Origin of the sequence: Faecalicatena contorta (genome assembly GCF_021531995.1) — a bacterium.
GTDB classification, from domain to species: Bacteria; Bacillota; Clostridia; order Lachnospirales; family Lachnospiraceae; genus Dorea_A; species Dorea_A contorta_A.
The window spans coordinates 1-17,388 of the sequence record NZ_JAFBIZ010000026.1 but is presented as its reverse complement, the minus strand read 5'-3'; the positions used below and the strand labels follow the sequence as shown (position 1 = coordinate 17,388).

15 protein-coding genes and 1 riboswitch are annotated in these 17,388 nt (G+C 44.3%); of the genes, 1 reads left to right on the top strand and 14 read right to left on the bottom strand.

Going from position 1 to position 17,388, the window contains the following annotated elements; translation table 11 throughout:
* Positions 1–215: 215 nt before the first annotated feature.
* Positions 216–2,744, top strand: a complete 2,529-nt coding sequence (locus JQM82_RS05325) for a glycoside hydrolase family 3 N-terminal domain-containing protein (RefSeq protein WP_235249014.1) — start codon at positions 216–218, stop codon at positions 2,742–2,744.
* Positions 2,745–2,825: 81 nt separating this feature from the next.
* On the opposite strand, the gene folK is transcribed toward JQM82_RS05325, so the two are convergent.
* The 14 genes from folK to gcvT form a co-directional block, all read right to left on the bottom strand.
* Entirely contained in the window at positions 2,826–3,638 is an 813-nt protein-coding gene (gene folK / locus JQM82_RS05320; RefSeq protein ID WP_235249013.1) for a 2-amino-4-hydroxy-6-hydroxymethyldihydropteridine diphosphokinase, read from the bottom strand.
* Positions 3,639–3,657: 19 nt separating this feature from the next.
* A complete protein-coding gene (gene folP / locus JQM82_RS05315; RefSeq protein ID WP_235249012.1) occupies positions 3,658–4,467 on the bottom strand; it encodes a dihydropteroate synthase in 810 nt (269 codons plus the stop codon).
* A 54-nt stretch (positions 4,468–4,521) separates the two neighbouring features.
* Positions 4,522–5,073 carry an HD domain-containing protein gene (locus tag JQM82_RS05310; RefSeq protein WP_235249010.1) on the bottom strand — a complete coding sequence of 184 codons (552 nt, stop codon included), beginning with the start codon at positions 5,071–5,073 and terminating at the stop codon, positions 4,522–4,524.
* Between the two features lie 4 nt (positions 5,074–5,077).
* Positions 5,078–5,635: a GTP cyclohydrolase I FolE gene (folE, locus tag JQM82_RS05305; protein WP_235249009.1), complete on the bottom strand. Its 558-nt coding sequence runs from the start codon at positions 5,633–5,635 to the stop codon at positions 5,078–5,080.
* Positions 5,625–6,935, bottom strand: a complete 1,311-nt coding sequence (locus JQM82_RS05300) for a bifunctional folylpolyglutamate synthase/dihydrofolate synthase (RefSeq protein ID WP_235249029.1) — start codon at positions 6,933–6,935, stop codon at positions 5,625–5,627. The genes folE and JQM82_RS05300 overlap by 11 nt, the downstream gene beginning before the upstream one ends.
* Before the next feature lie 188 nt (positions 6,936–7,123).
* Positions 7,124–7,981: a bifunctional 5,10-methylenetetrahydrofolate dehydrogenase/5,10-methenyltetrahydrofolate cyclohydrolase gene (locus JQM82_RS05295; protein ID WP_235249008.1), complete on the bottom strand. Its 858-nt coding sequence runs from the start codon at positions 7,979–7,981 to the stop codon at positions 7,124–7,126.
* Between the two features lie 10 nt (positions 7,982–7,991).
* On the bottom strand, positions 7,992–8,618 hold the full coding sequence (locus JQM82_RS05290) for a cyclodeaminase/cyclohydrolase family protein (protein ID WP_235249007.1): 627 nt from the start codon (positions 8,616–8,618) through the stop codon (positions 7,992–7,994).
* A 15-nt stretch (positions 8,619–8,633) separates the two neighbouring features.
* Complete coding sequence (locus JQM82_RS05285; protein ID WP_235249006.1) at positions 8,634–10,313, bottom strand: formate--tetrahydrofolate ligase; 1,680 nt, start codon at positions 10,311–10,313, stop codon at positions 8,634–8,636.
* A gap of 23 nt (positions 10,314–10,336) precedes the next feature.
* Positions 10,337–11,743: a dihydrolipoyl dehydrogenase gene (gene lpdA / locus JQM82_RS05280; protein WP_235249005.1), complete on the bottom strand. Its 1,407-nt coding sequence runs from the start codon at positions 11,741–11,743 to the stop codon at positions 10,337–10,339.
* Between the two features lie 14 nt (positions 11,744–11,757).
* Positions 11,758–12,756, bottom strand: coding sequence for a lipoate--protein ligase (locus JQM82_RS05275; RefSeq protein ID WP_235249004.1), 999 nt, complete (start codon positions 12,754–12,756; stop codon positions 11,758–11,760).
* A gap of 38 nt (positions 12,757–12,794) precedes the next feature.
* Positions 12,795–14,219, bottom strand: a complete 1,425-nt coding sequence (gcvPB, locus tag JQM82_RS05270) for an aminomethyl-transferring glycine dehydrogenase subunit GcvPB (protein ID WP_235249002.1) — start codon at positions 14,217–14,219, stop codon at positions 12,795–12,797.
* 3 nt (positions 14,220–14,222) lie between these two features.
* Positions 14,223–15,533 carry an aminomethyl-transferring glycine dehydrogenase subunit GcvPA gene (gcvPA, locus tag JQM82_RS05265; RefSeq protein ID WP_235249001.1) on the bottom strand — a complete coding sequence of 437 codons (1,311 nt, stop codon included), beginning with the start codon at positions 15,531–15,533 and terminating at the stop codon, positions 14,223–14,225.
* Between the two features lie 42 nt (positions 15,534–15,575).
* Positions 15,576–15,956, bottom strand: a complete 381-nt coding sequence (gene gcvH / locus JQM82_RS05260) for a glycine cleavage system protein GcvH (protein ID WP_235249000.1) — start codon at positions 15,954–15,956, stop codon at positions 15,576–15,578.
* Between the two features lie 29 nt (positions 15,957–15,985).
* Complete coding sequence (gene gcvT / locus JQM82_RS05255; RefSeq protein WP_235248999.1) at positions 15,986–17,074, bottom strand: glycine cleavage system aminomethyltransferase GcvT; 1,089 nt, start codon at positions 17,072–17,074, stop codon at positions 15,986–15,988.
* Positions 17,075–17,182: 108 nt separating this feature from the next.
* Positions 17,183–17,288: riboswitch (glycine riboswitch) on the bottom strand.
* Positions 17,289–17,388 lie beyond the last annotated feature (100 nt).

Sequence of the window (17,388 nt, the reverse complement as noted above, 5' to 3'; positions counted from 1 at the left end):
CGTCAAATATTTGTAAAATATTTGTAATTTCGCGCTGTTCTCCCAGAGTAAAACGACTGGATACAAGTTCAAGACTTGCTTGGGAGTCATCTTCCATCTGCTATAAAGGGGATTAAAAATTCATAAATTCCAAAGGTTTTCTTCTCTTTCTTCCTTCACTTCCTGTATACTGTAATTATCATATATTACGACTTATGGTAAGGAGGCATTTCTCAATGAAAAACTATATTACGTACGCAAAAACAGATGACCGCGTATTGCCTTACGAAGAACCGCATCGCCGAATTGCCTATCTGGCAGCGCTGGAAGGTATCGTTCTCCTTGAAAATCATGATGCGCTGCCGATTCCTTCCGGTAAGATTGCCATGTATGGATCCGGTGTAGAACATACGATCAAAGGTGGAACCGGATCCGGTGAAGTAAATGAACGGCACAGTGTATCAATACTGGAAGGTATGGAAGCTGCAGGCTATGAAGTTACCACAAAAAAATGGCTGGACGATTATACCGAAGAATATGAAAACGGACTGAAAGCATTAGAGGCAGAGATAAAATCCTCCCTGAAAAAGCTGGATATCCAATCTTATCTCACGATGTTTCTTCAATCTTATGTCTACCCGTTCGGACGTCTGATTACTGAACAGGATGTGACAGACAGTGCTACAGATACCTGTATCTATGTAATCGCAAGACAGTCCGGCGAGGGAAGTGACCGGAAGCTTGCAAATCATGATTTTCAGCTATCCGACACTGAAAAGACGAATATTCATTTCTGTACACAGCATTATAAAAAAACAATCGTTGTATTGAATATCGGCTCTTCTTTTGATACCCGGTTTATGGAAGAGATTCCGGGCATTGACGCGCTCGTATATCTTTGTCAGCTTGGAACCGCAGGCGGCACTGCATTTGCCGATATCGTATCCGGAAAAGTCACTCCGTCCGGAAAGCTTACTGATACCTGGATGAGATCTTATTCTGATGTTCCGTACGGTATGGATTACAGTTATCTGAATGGAGATCTGGAAAACGAGAACTATCTGGAAGACATCTATGTTGGTTACCGTTATTATGATACATTCCGGATTACTCCACGCTATCCATTCGGATACGGGCTTAGTTACACAACATTCGACATCCGGTACCAGGGAATTGAAAAATCAGGCGATACAATCTCTGTACGCGTAACTGTAAAAAATACCGGGGATACCTATTCCGGAAAAGAAATTGTACAGCTGTATGCAAGCTGTCCTCAGGGAAACCTGAAAAAGGAATATCAGCGCCTGATTGCATTTGTCAAAACAGACACCCTGGAACCGGGACAGGAGGAAATACTGACTCTGACCTTCCCATTATCCTCCCTGACAAGTTATGATGAATCTTCCGCTTCCACAATCATCGAAAAAGGTACCTGTCTGCTCCGTCTCGGAAGCCACTCCCGCCAGACAGAAGTATGTGCGGTACTGAATATTGCAGAAGACATCTGCGCATCCGTCCATAAACACATCTGTCCGGTACAGACTCCGCTTGATGTACTAAAGCCGGAAGTTTCAGATGAGACCAATTCGACACCATCTGATGCGACGGAAGCTCTGAAGGAAAAAGATCACCTGGATATCACACAGGCGGATCTTCCGACTGTCACCTTCACTTATAACGAACTTCCGGTCACCGGAAATCAGAAACTGACAGAAGATCTGAAAAAGCTGACCGTAAAAGAACGTATTCAACTGGTAGTCGGCGCAGGTCTGAAAGATATGCTCATGAACGAAAGTTATATAAAAGTCCCGGGTGCTGCCGGCAATACAACCTCTTCACTTCTGAAAAAAGGTATCGTTAATCTGGTGCTTGCCGACGGTCCTGCCGGTCTTCGTATCCAGCGCCGCTCAACGATCAGCCGGAACGGAACAGCCAAAATGATCGACATGCAGATCGACATGATGAAGTATTTCCCTGAAATCTTCAAAAAGCTGCTTTGTGGAAATCCTGAAAAAAACCAGGTCTATTATCAGTACACTACTGCATTTCCGGTAGCCACAGCTCTGGCGCAGACCTGGAATCCGGATCTTCTGGAGCAGATGGGACAAGCTGTCGGCGAAGAGATGCTGGAGTACGGTGTCAGTTTCTGGCTGGCTCCCGGAATGAATATCCACCGCAATCCTCTCTGTGGACGCAACTTTGAATACTACAGTGAAGATCCTCTTCTTAGCGGCAAGATGGCTTCCGCTGTTACCAGAGGTGTCCAGAAAAATCCGGGATGTTCTGTCACTTTAAAGCATTTTTGCGGCAATAATCAGGAAAACAACCGGAATCATGTTTCTTCCAATATGACTGAAAGAGCCCTGCGTGAGATCTATCTGCGTGGTTTTGAGATTGCAGTACGCGAAAGTCATCCAAAAGGACTTATGACAAGCTATAACAAGGTTAACGGAACCTACACCAATAACAGTAAAGATCTGTTAACCCATGTTCTTCGCAGGGAATGGGGATTTACTGGTCTGGTAATGACCGACTGGACAGCAACTGCCAAAGGACAGAGTGATCCGGCAGTATGCATTGCATCCGGCAATGATCTGCTCATGCCCGGATCTTCCTCTGATAAGAAACGAATCAGAAAGGCAATTAAGGATGGAACCCTCACCCGTCGTGATCTGAACCGCTGTGCCGGACACATTCTGGAAGCGACACAACATGCCTGTGTTTCCATAGACGGCGAAAGAGGGACTTATGAATCCGATTCCTAAGCCTTTTCTTCTATAAAAATAAAGGTTCTGTCTGCCAAATCAGGAACATATTCCTCCATCTGGCAGATAGAACCTTATTTTTTATATCAGATCTGCAAGCATCTCTTTCATCGTTTTTCCATAGACAGGATGTCTCTTATATGGCGCAATCTCTGCCATCGGCTCCAGAACAAACCTGCGATTCTGCATATCTACGTGGGGAATACAAAAGTCATCTTCTTCAATCACCCAATCATCATACAGTAAGATATCCAGATCCAGAGTTCTCGGTCCCCAGTGGATCAGACGTTCTCTTCCCGCTTCCTGTTCCAGTTCATGAAGTCTTGTAAGAAGCTCCTCAGGGGTCAGAAGCGTCCGGATCCGACACACACCATTTAGGAATTCATCCTGCTCCACGCCGCCATAAGGCTCTGTGATAATGAATTCTGACACTTTTTCTACCCGGCATCCTTCCGTCTGCCGCAATCCTTCCAACGCATGCTCAATATACTGTTTCTTATCTCCGATATTCGACCCAAACGCCACATATACTTCATGCCAGCTGCGGCTGATTGCCACAGAAACCGTATCTACCGGAAGCCCGATCGGAGCCCAGGGTTTTTTGATCTCAACATCAACCCGACAGATCCTTTCGTCAAATGTCAATACTTCTTTAGCAAGATGCTCTGCTACAGCCTCAATTAACTGAAACGTTTTCTCCTTCATCTGCTCCGTGATCAGCTGGCAGATTGTCCCATAATTGACAGAGTCTTCCAGCGAATCTGCCTTTCCTGCCTTTCTTGTATCCAGATACAGTACGCAGCTTACCAGAAACTTCTGCCCTAATCTCGTTTCCTCCGGAAATACTCCATGATTGGCATATACTTCCAGATCTTTTATCTTTATCTGATCCATGCTTCTTTGCTCCCTGATTCTATGGTCTGTTCAGAATTGCTTCTGTCATCCGAATGGCTCTTCGATTCTTTTCTACATCATGTACTCTCACGAATCCATACCCACATTGCACAGCCATGACAGTTGTTACAAGCGTTCCTTCTTCCCGCTCTGTTACCGGCAGATCCAGCGTCAGTCCGATCATTGATTTTCTGGAAGTTCCAAGTAACATCGGATAACCCAGTTCCTTGAATCGATCCAGATGCTTCATCACATCCAGATTCATCTCATACGTCTTTCCAAATCCGACTCCAGGATCCAGCATAATCTTATCATCCGCAATTCCTGCTGCTTTTGCCGTTTCTACGCATATTTTCAGATCCTGATACATATCTTCAATAAAGTTTCCATATACCGCCTCATTCCGATTATGCATCAGACAGCAGGACACATCATATTGTTTTACCAGAGGTGCCATATCCTTATCATACTGGAATCCCCAGATATCATTGACCATATCTGCTCCTGCCTGAATTGCTGCACCTGCGACCCTGCTCTTATAGGTATCGATCGAAACCGGAATATCAAAATTCTTTTTTACCGCTTCAATCAATGGGGTCACTCTGCAGATCTCTTCTTCCTCGCTGATCTGCTGATGTCCCGGTCTGGTGGATTCTCCTCCAATATCCAGGATATCACATCCATTGCTTAACATTTCTTCCGTATGACGCATAGCAGCATCATAATCGTTCCATTTTCCTCCATCAGAAAAAGAATCAGGGGTCACATTCAGGATCCCCATAATATATGTATGATGCTTCGTATCAAATTCTCTGTTTCCTATCTTCAATCCTATCACCCGTTTCTATATCTTTCTGTGATTCTGCGCTTCAAAGACTCTTCTTTACCACAGAATCTCCAGATTTTTCTTTTCCCTGTTCCAGTTACATTCCGGTTCTGCCGGGCAGACATAGCATGCCCGCGAGATCTTATCCGCATCATACAGAACCTCTGATAACAGATCACTTTTCGTCTTCGCCGACAACTGTACCTGCGTTTTTCTACGATGATTTAATATCGCTGTCAGTATCCGTTCTTTTTCCTCTTTCTCGTACCCGGCATCTGTCAGAATCTCTTCTGCAATTCCGGCACTGGCCTGTTCATGAGGAATGCCTTCACTGTACTGCCTCCATTTCCCGATATCATGGAGCAGCGCCGCCGCATAGATCTCTTCCTTGTCCATCGGATATCCTCTCTCCATGGAAAATACATATGCAAGCCTTGCCACATCCATAAAATGTCCCATATCATGTCTGCAGAACACCCTTGATTCTTCTGCTTTCCTGTTGTATTCCAGGCATGTCTGGAAATACGGATGCCGGTAGATATCCTGCACCCGTTTCATCTTCTTCATCTCTTCCTGCTTTAAAATCATATATGCACTGTGGTTCTTCATTCTGTTACCGCCCTATCATACGGAAGAACATATTCTGAAGTTTTTCATTATCTTCAAATTCACCTCTTGTGACTACGCTGACCGTCTTGCTGCCCGGCTTTTTTACTCCGCGCATGGTCATACACATATGTTCTGCTTCTGCCAGTACCATTACCCCTTTCGGATTCAGATGCTCCATCAGCGCATCTGCAATCTGCGCTGTCATCTGTTCCTGCAGCTGCAGTCTTCTTGCATAGACCTCTACTGTTCTGGCAAGTTTGCTCAGTCCAACCACCTTCCCGTCCGGAATATATGCTATATGCACCTTTCCGTAAAACGGAAGCATATGATGTTCACACATGGAATAGAATGTAATGTCTTTTTCCACAACCATCTCATTATTTTCTGCTGTAAATGTCTTTTTCAGATGCTCTCCGGCATTTTCGTCCATTCCTCCGCAGATCTCGCCATACATTCTTGCAATTCTCGCAGGAGTTTCGATCAGACCTTCCCGGTTAACATCTTCTCCGATCCCTTCCAGTAAAAGACGAACAGCCTGCTCTACTTTTTCCCTATCTACCATCTTCCAATTCCTTTCCGCAGCTCTTTTCTTCCAGCCGGATGACATCTCCAAGATAAGATAACGAACCAAATGCCAGTACTGCTCCATCCTTTTTTTCCCGCTGCTTAGCAAGTCTTAATGCTTCTTCTGTACTTTCTGCCGTTTCTGACTGTATTCCATGTTTCTTCAGCTGTTCACAGAGTTCTTCCTTTCCGAGAGTTCTTTCCCGATTCGGAAGATCAATGGTATATACATATTCCAGATACGGTGCCATGATTGTAATAATCTTTTTATATTCTTTATCCTGAAATACTCCCATAACGGCAGTCACTTTCTTTCCCGGCAGGAGCATATCTATATTCTGCGCAAGTCTTTTTGCCGCATCCTCGTTATGAGCACCATCTGCAATTACCGTCGGTTCCCCTGCGAACACGGTAAACCGGCCGGGCCATCTGGTTTCTTTCAGCCCCCGTCTTACAGCTTCCTGACTGATCTTTACCCCCTGACGGCACAGTACTCTGACTGCCTCCAGTGCCGTAACCGCATTTTCAATCTGATGCTGCCCGGCAAGAGAGATCTCCATATCTTTATATTCTTTATAGGAAAAACGCTGTCCCTTCAAACTTCGTCCGGATACCTCTGCAGTATCCGGTTCTGCAACAATAAACGGACATCCCTTTTCCTCTGCTTTCTTCTTTAATACTTCCAACACACACAGCGGTTGACTTCCGGTCACTGCCTCTGCACCCTTTTTCAGGATTCCGGCTTTATTTTCAGCAATTTCTTCCAGTGTACCGCCAAGTATCCCTATGTGATCCATACTGATGGATGCAAAGATGCATAGTTTTGTAGTTTCAACAATATTCGTCGCATCCAGCAGTCCTCCAAGCCCCGCTTCCAGAACAACATAATCACAGCCGCTCTTTTGAAAATACCGGAATGCGATCGCGGTCTCAATCTCAAAAGCAGTCGGAGACGGACGTCCCTGTTCTGTCAGCCGTTCTGCTGCACTCTTTACCTCACATGTGATTTCTGCAAATTCATCTTCTCCCATATACGTTCCATCAATCTGAAAACGTTCCAGATATTCCATCACTGTCGGAGAGAGATATCTTCCTGTCCGATATCCTGCTTCTGTCAGGATCGTAGACAGGTATGCCAGTATCGAACCTTTTCCGTTAGTACCTGCTATGTGTATAAATGTCAAATCTTTTTGCGGATTTCCCAGCTCTTCTAACAAGCCCTTTATACTGTCAAGACCAAGTACACTTCCGTATTTCGACACACCATCCAAATATACCCTTGCTTCTTCGTATAACATCCTGCTGCCCTTTCCAATATCTGTTATTTCGGTTTCTGTATCACTCACATACAGTCTCCTCAATATTCTCTACATTGTAGCACAGTTTCCAATGTGAAAAAAGCGTTATTTTCTCATATTATCTTCTTTTAATGTTACAGCTCCACTGCAAAAACTCATGCAATGGAGCTGTATGTGATTGCAATTCGTTATTTCATCTCTGATCGTCTTTCAGCTGCACGTACGACGTGTTTTGCCAGAACAGACGTTGTAATACTTCCTACGCCCCGCGGTACCGGGCTGATATAGGATGTTTTTGCCTCAACCGCATCAAAATCCACATCTCCGCACAGATTGCCGGCTTCATCCACATTGATCCCGACATCTGCCACCACAGCGCCTTCTCCAACCATATCTTCTGTGATCATTCTGGCCTTTCCGGCAGCCGCAACAAGAATATCTGCTTTTGCACATACTCCCGGAAGATCTACTGTTCTGGTATGGCAGACTGTAATCGTCGCATGTTTCTTCAATAACATCATAGAGAGGGGTTTTCCCACAACCATACTTCTGCCGACTACCGTAACATTCTTTCCTTTCGGATCGATCTGATAATACTCCAGCATCTCCATAACTGCTTCTGCGGTACATGGCGCATAACCGGTCTCATCCCCTGCAAATACCTTTGCGATATTGATCGGACTCATACAGTCCATATCCTTTTCCGGATCAATCATTGCCTTAATCGGCTCTTCATCCAGATGCTTCGGCAGTGGGCGGAATAATAAAATTCCGTGTACAGCCGGATCTTCATTGACCTTTCCGAATTCCCGGACAAACTCGTCCTGTGTAATGTCCTCCGGAAGCTCCACGATCCGACACTCAATTCCAATCGTTGCCATACGTTTCTTTGCGCCACGTTCATAAGATACGTCATCCGGACGCGCTCCGACTCTCACAATCGCCAGACATGGATCTGTACCTTTCTCTTTCAGGCATTCTACTCTGCTTATCAGATCTTCTTTCATAGCATTGGCAACATCAGCGCCTTTCATTAATATGCTCATCTTTTTCCTCCTAGCGAATCTTCGCAAGCACGCCTGCGTAGATCTCTTCCTGAAGTGTTCTTGCTTCCTGAATCAATTCATCAGATTCCCGGTTCAGCTTCTCTGCCTGTTCACGGTCCTTCATCAGACGGGTATTGATATAGATGTTCAAGGAAGCACCTTCCAGAGCCGCGCGTGCAAACAGTACCGCCACTCCTACATCACTGACCGCAATCCGGCTTCCTTTTTCTCCCAGTATCTTAAGTAATCCGATTACTTTTGATACCGTACGCATGATCTGAAGCGGTACAATACTCGCCTCATACAATGCCTTTTCCATGACTCTTTCTTTTTCTTCCTTTTGTTCCTGTGTATCCTTAGGAAGTCCGTAAGCCTTTGATAAAGGCTCAAATGCTTCTGCATCTTTATCCGTAAGTGTTACCAGTTCTTCTCTGAGTACTTCAAGCTGACCGCGAATATCTATAATTTCCTCTTCCACGTCTGCATACTTCTTTTTCCCAACTGTAAGATTTGCAACCATCATACCAAGCGCTGAAGCAAAAGCTCCCACTGCAGCAGATGCTCCGCCTCCGCCCGGAACCGGCTCTGCAGAGGATAAAACTTCCAGAAATTCTGTCGTTTTCTTCTCTAACATCATGCCTTTTCTTCCTCCTTAAAACAGTCCTGATATTACTCCATCTGCATCCACGTCAATCTTCTCTGCGGACGGTACTTTCGGAAGTCCAGGCATCTTCATGATATCACCTGTCAGTGCAACCAGGAATCCTGCTCCTGCAGATGCCGTAATATCACGAATCGTAATTCTGAAGTTTTCCGGTCTTCCAAGTTTCTTCGCATCATCTGTCAGAGAATACTGATTCTTTGCCATACAGATTGGAATATTGCCAAGTCCGATTGCTTCCAGATTCTTAATCTCCTTATTAGCCTTTGTTGTGTAGTCCACACCATCAGCACCATATACTTTTGTCGCAATCGCTTCAATCTTTTCTTTAATGGAAGCGTTAACATCGTATACAAATTCCATCGTGCTCTCGCCTTCACAGAGACGGATTACTTCTTTTGCGAGTTCCTCTCCGCCTTCGCCTCCACGAGCCCACACTTCTGATAAAGCAACATTCACTCCAAGCTCTTTACATTTCTCACGAACAAGATCCAGCTCCGCTTTTGTATCTGTTGGGAAAGCATTAATAGCGACAACAACCGGAAGATGATATACATTCGTAATATTTTCGATATGTTTCAGAAGATTTGGAATTCCCTGTTCCAATGCTTCCAGATTCTCTGCCTGAAGTTCCGTCTTTGGCACACCGCCATTATACTTCAATGCCTTGATCGTTGCAACCAGTACTACTGCATTCGGACGGATTCCTGACATACGGCATTTGATATCAATAAACTTCTCTGCACCCAGATCGGCACCGAATCCGGCCTCTGTGATCATGTAATCAGCAAGTTTGATTCCCATCTTTGTTGCAATTACACTGTTACATCCGTGTGCAATATTCGCAAATGGTCCACCGTGGATAAATGCCGGTGTTCCTTCCAGTGTCTGTACCAGATTCGGCTTTAAAGCGTCTTTCAAAAGAGCCGCCACAGCACCTTCTGCATGAAGATCCCCTGCTGTCACCGGTTTTCCGCTTCTGGAATATGCAACAATGATCTTTGACACGCGTTCTTTCAGATCCAGAATATCGTTAGCCAGACAGAATACTGCCATAATCTCAGAAGCAACAGTGATATCAAAGCCATCCTGACGGGTAACTCCGTCTGCCTTTCCTCCAAGTCCGTCTACGATACTGCGAAGCTGACGGTCATTCATATCTACACAGCGTCTCCATGTCACCCTGTTAGTATCAATATCCAGTGCATTTCCCTGATGAATATGATTATCGAGCATAGCTGCAATCAGGTTGTTTGCAGCTCCGATCGCATGCAGGTCACCGGTAAAATGAAGGTTAATATCTTCCATTGGGACAACCTGGGCATATCCACCGCCGGCAGCGCCTCCCTTTACACCAAATACAGGTCCCAGGGATGGTTCTCTTAATGCAACCATCGTCTTTTGCCCCAGACGATTCATCGCATCTGCAAGACCAATCGTAGTTGTCGTCTTTCCTTCTCCTGCCGGTGTCGGATTGATTGCTGTTACCAGAATTACTTTTGCATCCGGGCGATCTGCCAGTTCATTCTTATAATAGCGATAATCAACTTTTGCTTTATATTTTCCGTAATTTTCCACATATTTGTCAGGAATACCAATAGAATCTGCGATTTCATTAATTACTTTCATCTCTGCTTCCTGTGCAATTTCAATATCACTTTTAAAACCCATATCACATACCATCCTTTCTAATCTTATCTTTTCTTCTTCGGCATAATGTGTACCGCACTTCCTTCTATATCTTCCAGAGCCTCAACAACTCCTTCGTTATAAGTCGGATGCGCACGCATACCCTTTGCTACCTGCTGAACGGTCAGGCGATTTACAACAGCGGTCACAAATTCCCCGATCATGTCTGTCGCTCTTGCACACATCATCTGTGCTCCCAGTATGACATCTGTATCCGCTTCTGCAATTACTTTTATAAATCCTCGTTCTTCTTTTGTAATCAGAGACTTTCCATTTGCGCTCATTATAAACTTTCCAATCTTTACTGACAGTCCCTGTTCTTTTGCTTCATCCTCTGTGATTCCGACAGATGCGATCTCCGGATCTGTATATACGCATCCCGGTACTGTATGAACATCCACAGACGGTTCTTTTCCGGCAATCTTTTCTGCAACATATACACCCTGTGCACTTGCCAGATGTGCAAGCTGCATTCCCCTGATCAGGTCTCCGATTGCATAGACGCCCTCAATGCTGGTGCGATATTCTTCATCAACCACTACGCGTCCGCGCTCCATCTCAGGCTCAACACCTTCTCCAAATAATCCATCTGTATTCGGACATCTTCCGACTGCACATAATACATACTGCGCAGAGGCTCTGACCTCTTTCTCTTTTTCAACAAACACGCAGGTGTATTGATCCCCTTCCTGCTCCACTCTCTGAACAGCTGCGGATGTATGGATATCAACTCCACGCTTTTTCAGAATCATTTTCAGATTCTGGGAGATCTCTTTATCCATATTTGGAATCAGTCGGGGCATAGCCTCTACAATCGTAACCTTACATCCAAGATTGGAATATACACTGGCAAACTCTACACTGATTACTCCACCTCCGATAATCACGAGACTCTCAGGCATCTCTTCCAGACGGAACAGTTCATCACTGGTAAGTACTCCAGGAAGATCCAGTCCCGGAATCGGCAGAATCAGTGGCTTTGATCCTGCTGCAAGAATCACATTCTCTGCTTCATAGCAGGTCTCACCTTCATCTGTAACAACTCTTACTGCTTTTTCCTTTTCCAGCGTGCCTTTTCCGGAAAGAAATGTTACCCCATTTGCTTTCAGAAGCTGATCAATTCCCTGACACAATTTGTCAGTCGTCTCCTGTTTATATGCAACTATTTTTCCATAGTCGAACTGCACATCGGATGCGCTAACTCCATAGCGTTCACTTTCCTGCATCTCTCTGTATAAAGAAGACGCATGGATCATTGCCTTTGCCGGAATACATCCTCTGTTCAGACAAGTTCCTCCGACTCTTCTGTTCTCCACGATTGCTGTGTGAAGTCCCGCTTTTGCAGCCTTAATTGCAGCTACGTATCCTCCGGGTCCTGCACCAATTACAATGACATCAAATTTTTCTCCCATTGTCTGCTTCTCCTTTATAAATCTATCGATTCAATCCATGCAATGATATCCTTCATCATCTGATCTTCCTCTTGATCCTTGGACCAGTAAAGACTAAGTTCTGCACAGATTGCCTTTTTGTCATAACGGACACTCTTCAGATAACGGCTGACCTCTTCAATAAAAGCAGGCTTCATAGAATCCGAATATACATTTACATCTTTAATTCTTCCGTTTCTTACCTGCATCTGCAGAGTTACCTGTCCCCACGGGAAGCGATTGGATAATTCATACTGAAATTCCAGTTTTCTTCCGAATATCCAGTTCCAGGAAGCAAATTTCTGTGTTCTTTCTTCCACCTCATCTGCATCCAGCTCCGTGTCCTTCAGAATATTTGCCTTCAGTCCATAGACCTCCTCAAAAGCTTCCAGAAGTTTCTTCTTCAATTCATCTACGGTAAGATCCGGCGCATATTCTGTCAGATTCGCAACTCTGGCCCTTACAGAATCCACACCTTTTGATTTCAGCTTATCCTTTGATACCGTCAGATATCTGGATAATTCTCCAAGATTGACATTGACCATCAGAGTTCCATGGTGATAGCAGCAGTCTCCCTGCTCATAAAATGCATTCCCTGAAAACTTGTGACCGTCGATCAATATATCATTACGCCCAGATTTTTCTGCATGAATTCCAAGTTTTTTCACCGCTTCCAGAATGACATTCAGCTGTCTATCCACATCATAATTTTCTTTTCTCACAAGAAATGTAAAGTTCAGGTTCCCCAGATCATGATACACTGCTCCGCCGCCGGAAAGTCTGCGAACCGGATATCCGTTTTCCTCCTCCAGCTTACTTACCAGACATTCTTTCCATGCATTCTGGTTACGTCCGATCACGACCGTATTTCTATTCTGCCAGAGATACAGGATACATTCCTCTTTATCACAATGGAGGAGTAAATACTCCTCCATCGCAAGATTCCGATAGGGGTATGTATTAGCCGTTTCTATGTATGTTATCTTTTCAATCATTTTTATACCTCATTCAGAATATCATTATATGTAACTGTTTAATATTCATATTTTAATACCGGATGTCTTGCAGCCCCTACTTCGTCCAGTCTCGTTACAGGTGTACGAACCGGTGCATTATGAAGCTGTTCCGCATTTTCTCCTGCCAATGCATACAGATCTCTGAACACCTGAATTGCTTCGTCCAGTGTTTCTTTGGATTCTGTTTCTGTAGGCTCTACCATCAGAGCTTCCTCTACAATCAGCGGGAAGTACATTGTAGGCGGATGGATGCCATTATCCAGAAGTCCTTTTGCAATATCCATTGCAGAAACGCCTGTCTTCTTCTTCAGGTCAGAAAGACTCATTACGAACTCGTGCATACATACTTCATCGTAAGCCATGGTATAGAGATCTTTCAGCTTATGCATCATATAATTTGCATTCAGAACTGCATTCTGACTTGCCTCTGGAATTCCTTCTTTTCCAAGAGTCATCACATAGGTAAGTGCTCTTACGACAACCAGGAAGTTTCCATAAAAGTCTTTCATCTCACCGATACTGTTCTCTGCCTTTTTAAAGCTGAGTTCATCTGTTCCCTCAACAAGTACAGATGGAAGGAACTGTGCCAGATGTTCTTTACATCCTACCGGTCCGCTTCCCGGTCCGCCTCCGCCGTGCGGGGTTGAAAATGTCTTATGAAGATTCAGATGGATAACATCAAATCCCATATCACCCGGACGAACGGTACCCATGACTGCATTTAAGTTCGCACCGTCATAGTAGCACTGACCGCCGCACTCATGAACAATCTTCGTAATCTCAAGAATATTTTTATCAAACAGACCTACTGTATTCGGATTCGTCAGCATCAGACCTGCCACATCGTCGCCTGCTGCTTCACGCAGTTTTTCAAGGTCTACACATCCATCCGGTCCAGACGGAATGCTGACTACAGAAAATCCTGCCATTACCGCACTTGCCGGGTTGGTTCCGTGCGCAGAATCCGGAACGATGATCTTGGTACGTTTTTTATCTCCTCTGCTCTCGTGATAAGCCTTGATCAGGAGAAGACCTGTAAATTCACCGTGTGCACCGGCTGCCGGCTGAAGTGTCATGTTCGTCATACCTGTAATTTCACACAGATATTCTTCTAACGTTTTCATTACTTCCATACATCCCTGAATCGTATGTGCAGGCTGAAGTGGGTGAATCTCTGTAAATCCCGGAAGTGCTGCCATATCTTCATTGATCTTTGGATTATATTTCATGGTACAGGAGCCAAGCGGATAGAATCCGTCATTTACTCCGTGGCATTTCTTCGCAAGCTCTGTGTAGTGTCTGCTAATCTCATTTTCGGAAAGCTCTGGTAAATGAAGTGCAAGCTCTCTGCGATTCTTTTCTTCAGGCAGAACTACTTCTACATCACATTCCGGTAACAGACTTAAGCCTCTGCCTTCTTTTCCTTTTTCAAATATTAACATCCATTACACCCCCTTTATGATAGAAACTGCTCTGTCAATGTCTTCTTTGCTGTTCATCTCTGTACAGCACCATAAGATCCTGTGTTCATCCAGAGGATAACCGCCAAGGATTCCTTCACTTTCCAATGCAGAAAGCACTTTTTCTGCAGGTGTCTCAGATACAGTTACAAATTCATGGAAGTATTCTCCCTGATTCTCTACCTGATATCCGATGCCTTCCAGCTCTTTTGCCATATAATGTGCTTTTGATGTACACTGAACAGCTATATTTTTCAGGCCTTCACTTCCTACAGATGCCAGATATACCCCAACTGCCAGCGCACATAATGCCTGATTGGAGCAGATATTACTGGAAGCTTTTTCTCTTCTGATATGCTGCTCTCTTGCCTGCAGAGTCAATACATAACCGGTCTTTCCATTATGATCGGTTGTCTGTCCGACAATTCTTCCCGGAAGTTTTCTTGTCATTGCTGATACACATGCCATGAATCCCACATATGGTCCGCCAAATGCCAGTGGGAGTCCAAGTGGCTGTCCTTCACCAACTGCTACATCTGCGCCATATTCTCTCGGAGTTTTTACAACACCAAGAGAAATAGGATTTACACCCATAATGTATTTTGCTCCGGCTTCATGTGCGATTTCTCCGATTGCCTGCGCATCTTCCAGGTTACCGTAATAGTTTGGATGCTGGATATATACACACGCTGTTGTCTTGTCGATCAATTCGCGAAGTGCCTCCTGATCTGTAACGCCATCTTTCTGCGGTACAATGACCAGTTCCATTTCATTTCCGTAGCAATATGTTTTTACAGTTTCCAATACCTTCGGATCTGTTGTCGCTGAGATCAGTGCCTTTGCTCTCTTTCTCTCACGACACATTGCAACACTTTCTGCTGCTGCAGTTCCTCCATCATATACGGATGCATTAGAGGTATCCATACCGGTAATCTCACAGATCATTGTCTGATATTCAAAGATAGACTGCAGAATTCCCTGGCTGATCTCTGCCTGATACGGCGTATATGCTGTCATCATATTTTCTTTGGATAATACACTCTTCACAATAGACGGAATGTAATGTCTATATGCTCCTGCTCCTCGGAAAATCACCGGAAATACCTTGTTCTTTTCCGCAAGCTTTGTCATTTTCTTTCGAACTTCCAATTCAGACATACCATCAGGAATCTGAAGTCCTCCCTTTACTTTCACTTCGTCCGGAATATGGCCAAATAATTCATCCATTGAGCCAAAACCAATCTCAGAAAGCATTTCTTTTTGTTCCTGCTTTGTTCCCGGAATATAAGTTCCCATAAAGTGTCACCGCCTTTCTACGATTTTTATTTCACGCTTAAATTATTCCTGCTCACTCTCTACAAATGCTTTATATTCTTCAGCGGTTAAGAGTTCTTCTTTTTCTGTAATATCTTTGACTTTTACAAACCATGCTTCATAAGGCTCTTCATTGATCTTTTCCGGAGCATCCAGAAGTTCTTCATTGATCTCACATACGGTTCCTGATACCGGTGCATATACGTCAGATACTGCCTTTACAGACTCTACATCTGAGAAAGCTTCTCCTACAGAGATCTCATCTCCCTCTTCCGGAAGGTTTACGAATACCAGATCACCAAGCTCAGACTGTGCATAATCGGTAAGACCAATCACTGCGATATCTCCTTCTTCCTTTACCCATTCATGTGATTTTGAATATAATAATCCTTCTCTTAATTCCATTTTATTGTCTCCTTTTCTCTCTTTGATTCTTATTTGCTTCTTTTATAGAACGGAAGTGCTACCACTTCTGCTTCTACCTTACGTCCTCTGACTTCAACTTCTAATTTGTCACCAATTGCAGCTGTTCCTTCGCCAACCAGTGCCATTGCGATCGGATATCCAAGATACGGGCAATGTGTACCAGAAGTTGTCATACCAATCTTTTCGCCGTCTTTGAACACTTCCTGGTGCTCTCTGATAATGCCGCGGCCGGTTACCTTCAGACCGATACGGGTTCTCTGTGGTTCCTTTTTCTCCTCCAGAGCAGCTTTTCCGATGAAGTCTTCTTTTGCCATCTTAACTGCGAATCCAAGTCCGGTCTCCAGCGGAGATACCGTATCATCCATCTCATGGCCGTAAAGCGGCATTGCTGCTTCCATACGCAGTGTATCTCTTGCTCCGAGTCCGCACGGAATCAGACCCTCTTCTTTTCCATTTTCCAGAAGAGCATCCCACATCTTCTCGGCATTGCTGCTGTCCAGATACAGTTCAACTCCGTCTTCTCCTGTGTATCCCGTCTTGGAAATGATACATGGGATTCCTGCAACTTCGGTATCAAATACCGCATGATAATATTTCTTCGGAATATTTTCTTCTGCAGTAAGCTTTCTCAGGATATCCATTGCCTTTGGTCCCTGAAGTGCCAGCTGTGCATACTGTGCAGATACATCTGTAAATGTAACTTCCCCAAACTGATGATCCAGCATCCACTGATAATCTTTGTCTTTATTTGCTGCATTCACAACGATAAAATAATGTTCATCTGACTTCTTGTATACGATCAGGTCATCTACTGTTCCGCCATTTTCATTACACATCGGGCTGTATCTTGCCTGTCCGTCTACCATATTGTCAAAATTGTTTGTCAGAATCATCTGAAGATTCTTCAGTGCATCTTTTCCTTCACACAGTACCTCGCCCATATGAGACACATCAAACAACCCTGCCTGTGTACGAACTGCCATGTGTTCTTTGATCACACCTGCTTCATACTGTACCGGAAGTAAATATCCGCCAAACGGCACGATCTTTCCTCCAGCTTTTACATGTGCATCATATAATGGTGTTTTCAGTTCCATGTTTTTCTCCTCCTTCTTTAACAGTGTTGTTCTGTCAAACAAGAAAAGAGCCATAATTTTCCATCTTAATGGATATTACGGCTCCCTGTCGTCTGTCCTCCAGAGCATTGTCCGGATACGATTCCTTTGCCTGAGAGTTTCAAGCTGCTTTGCTCTCTTTTGCCCCTTCGGCGTTTTGAATGATCATATTCAAAATCTCTCTCGTATCCATCAACCAATTTATTTCTTTGATTTGGCTATATTATAGTCATCAACAACTCGAATTGTCAACAATCATTTTTGTATGTTTTTACCAATTTACGTCGTTATTACAT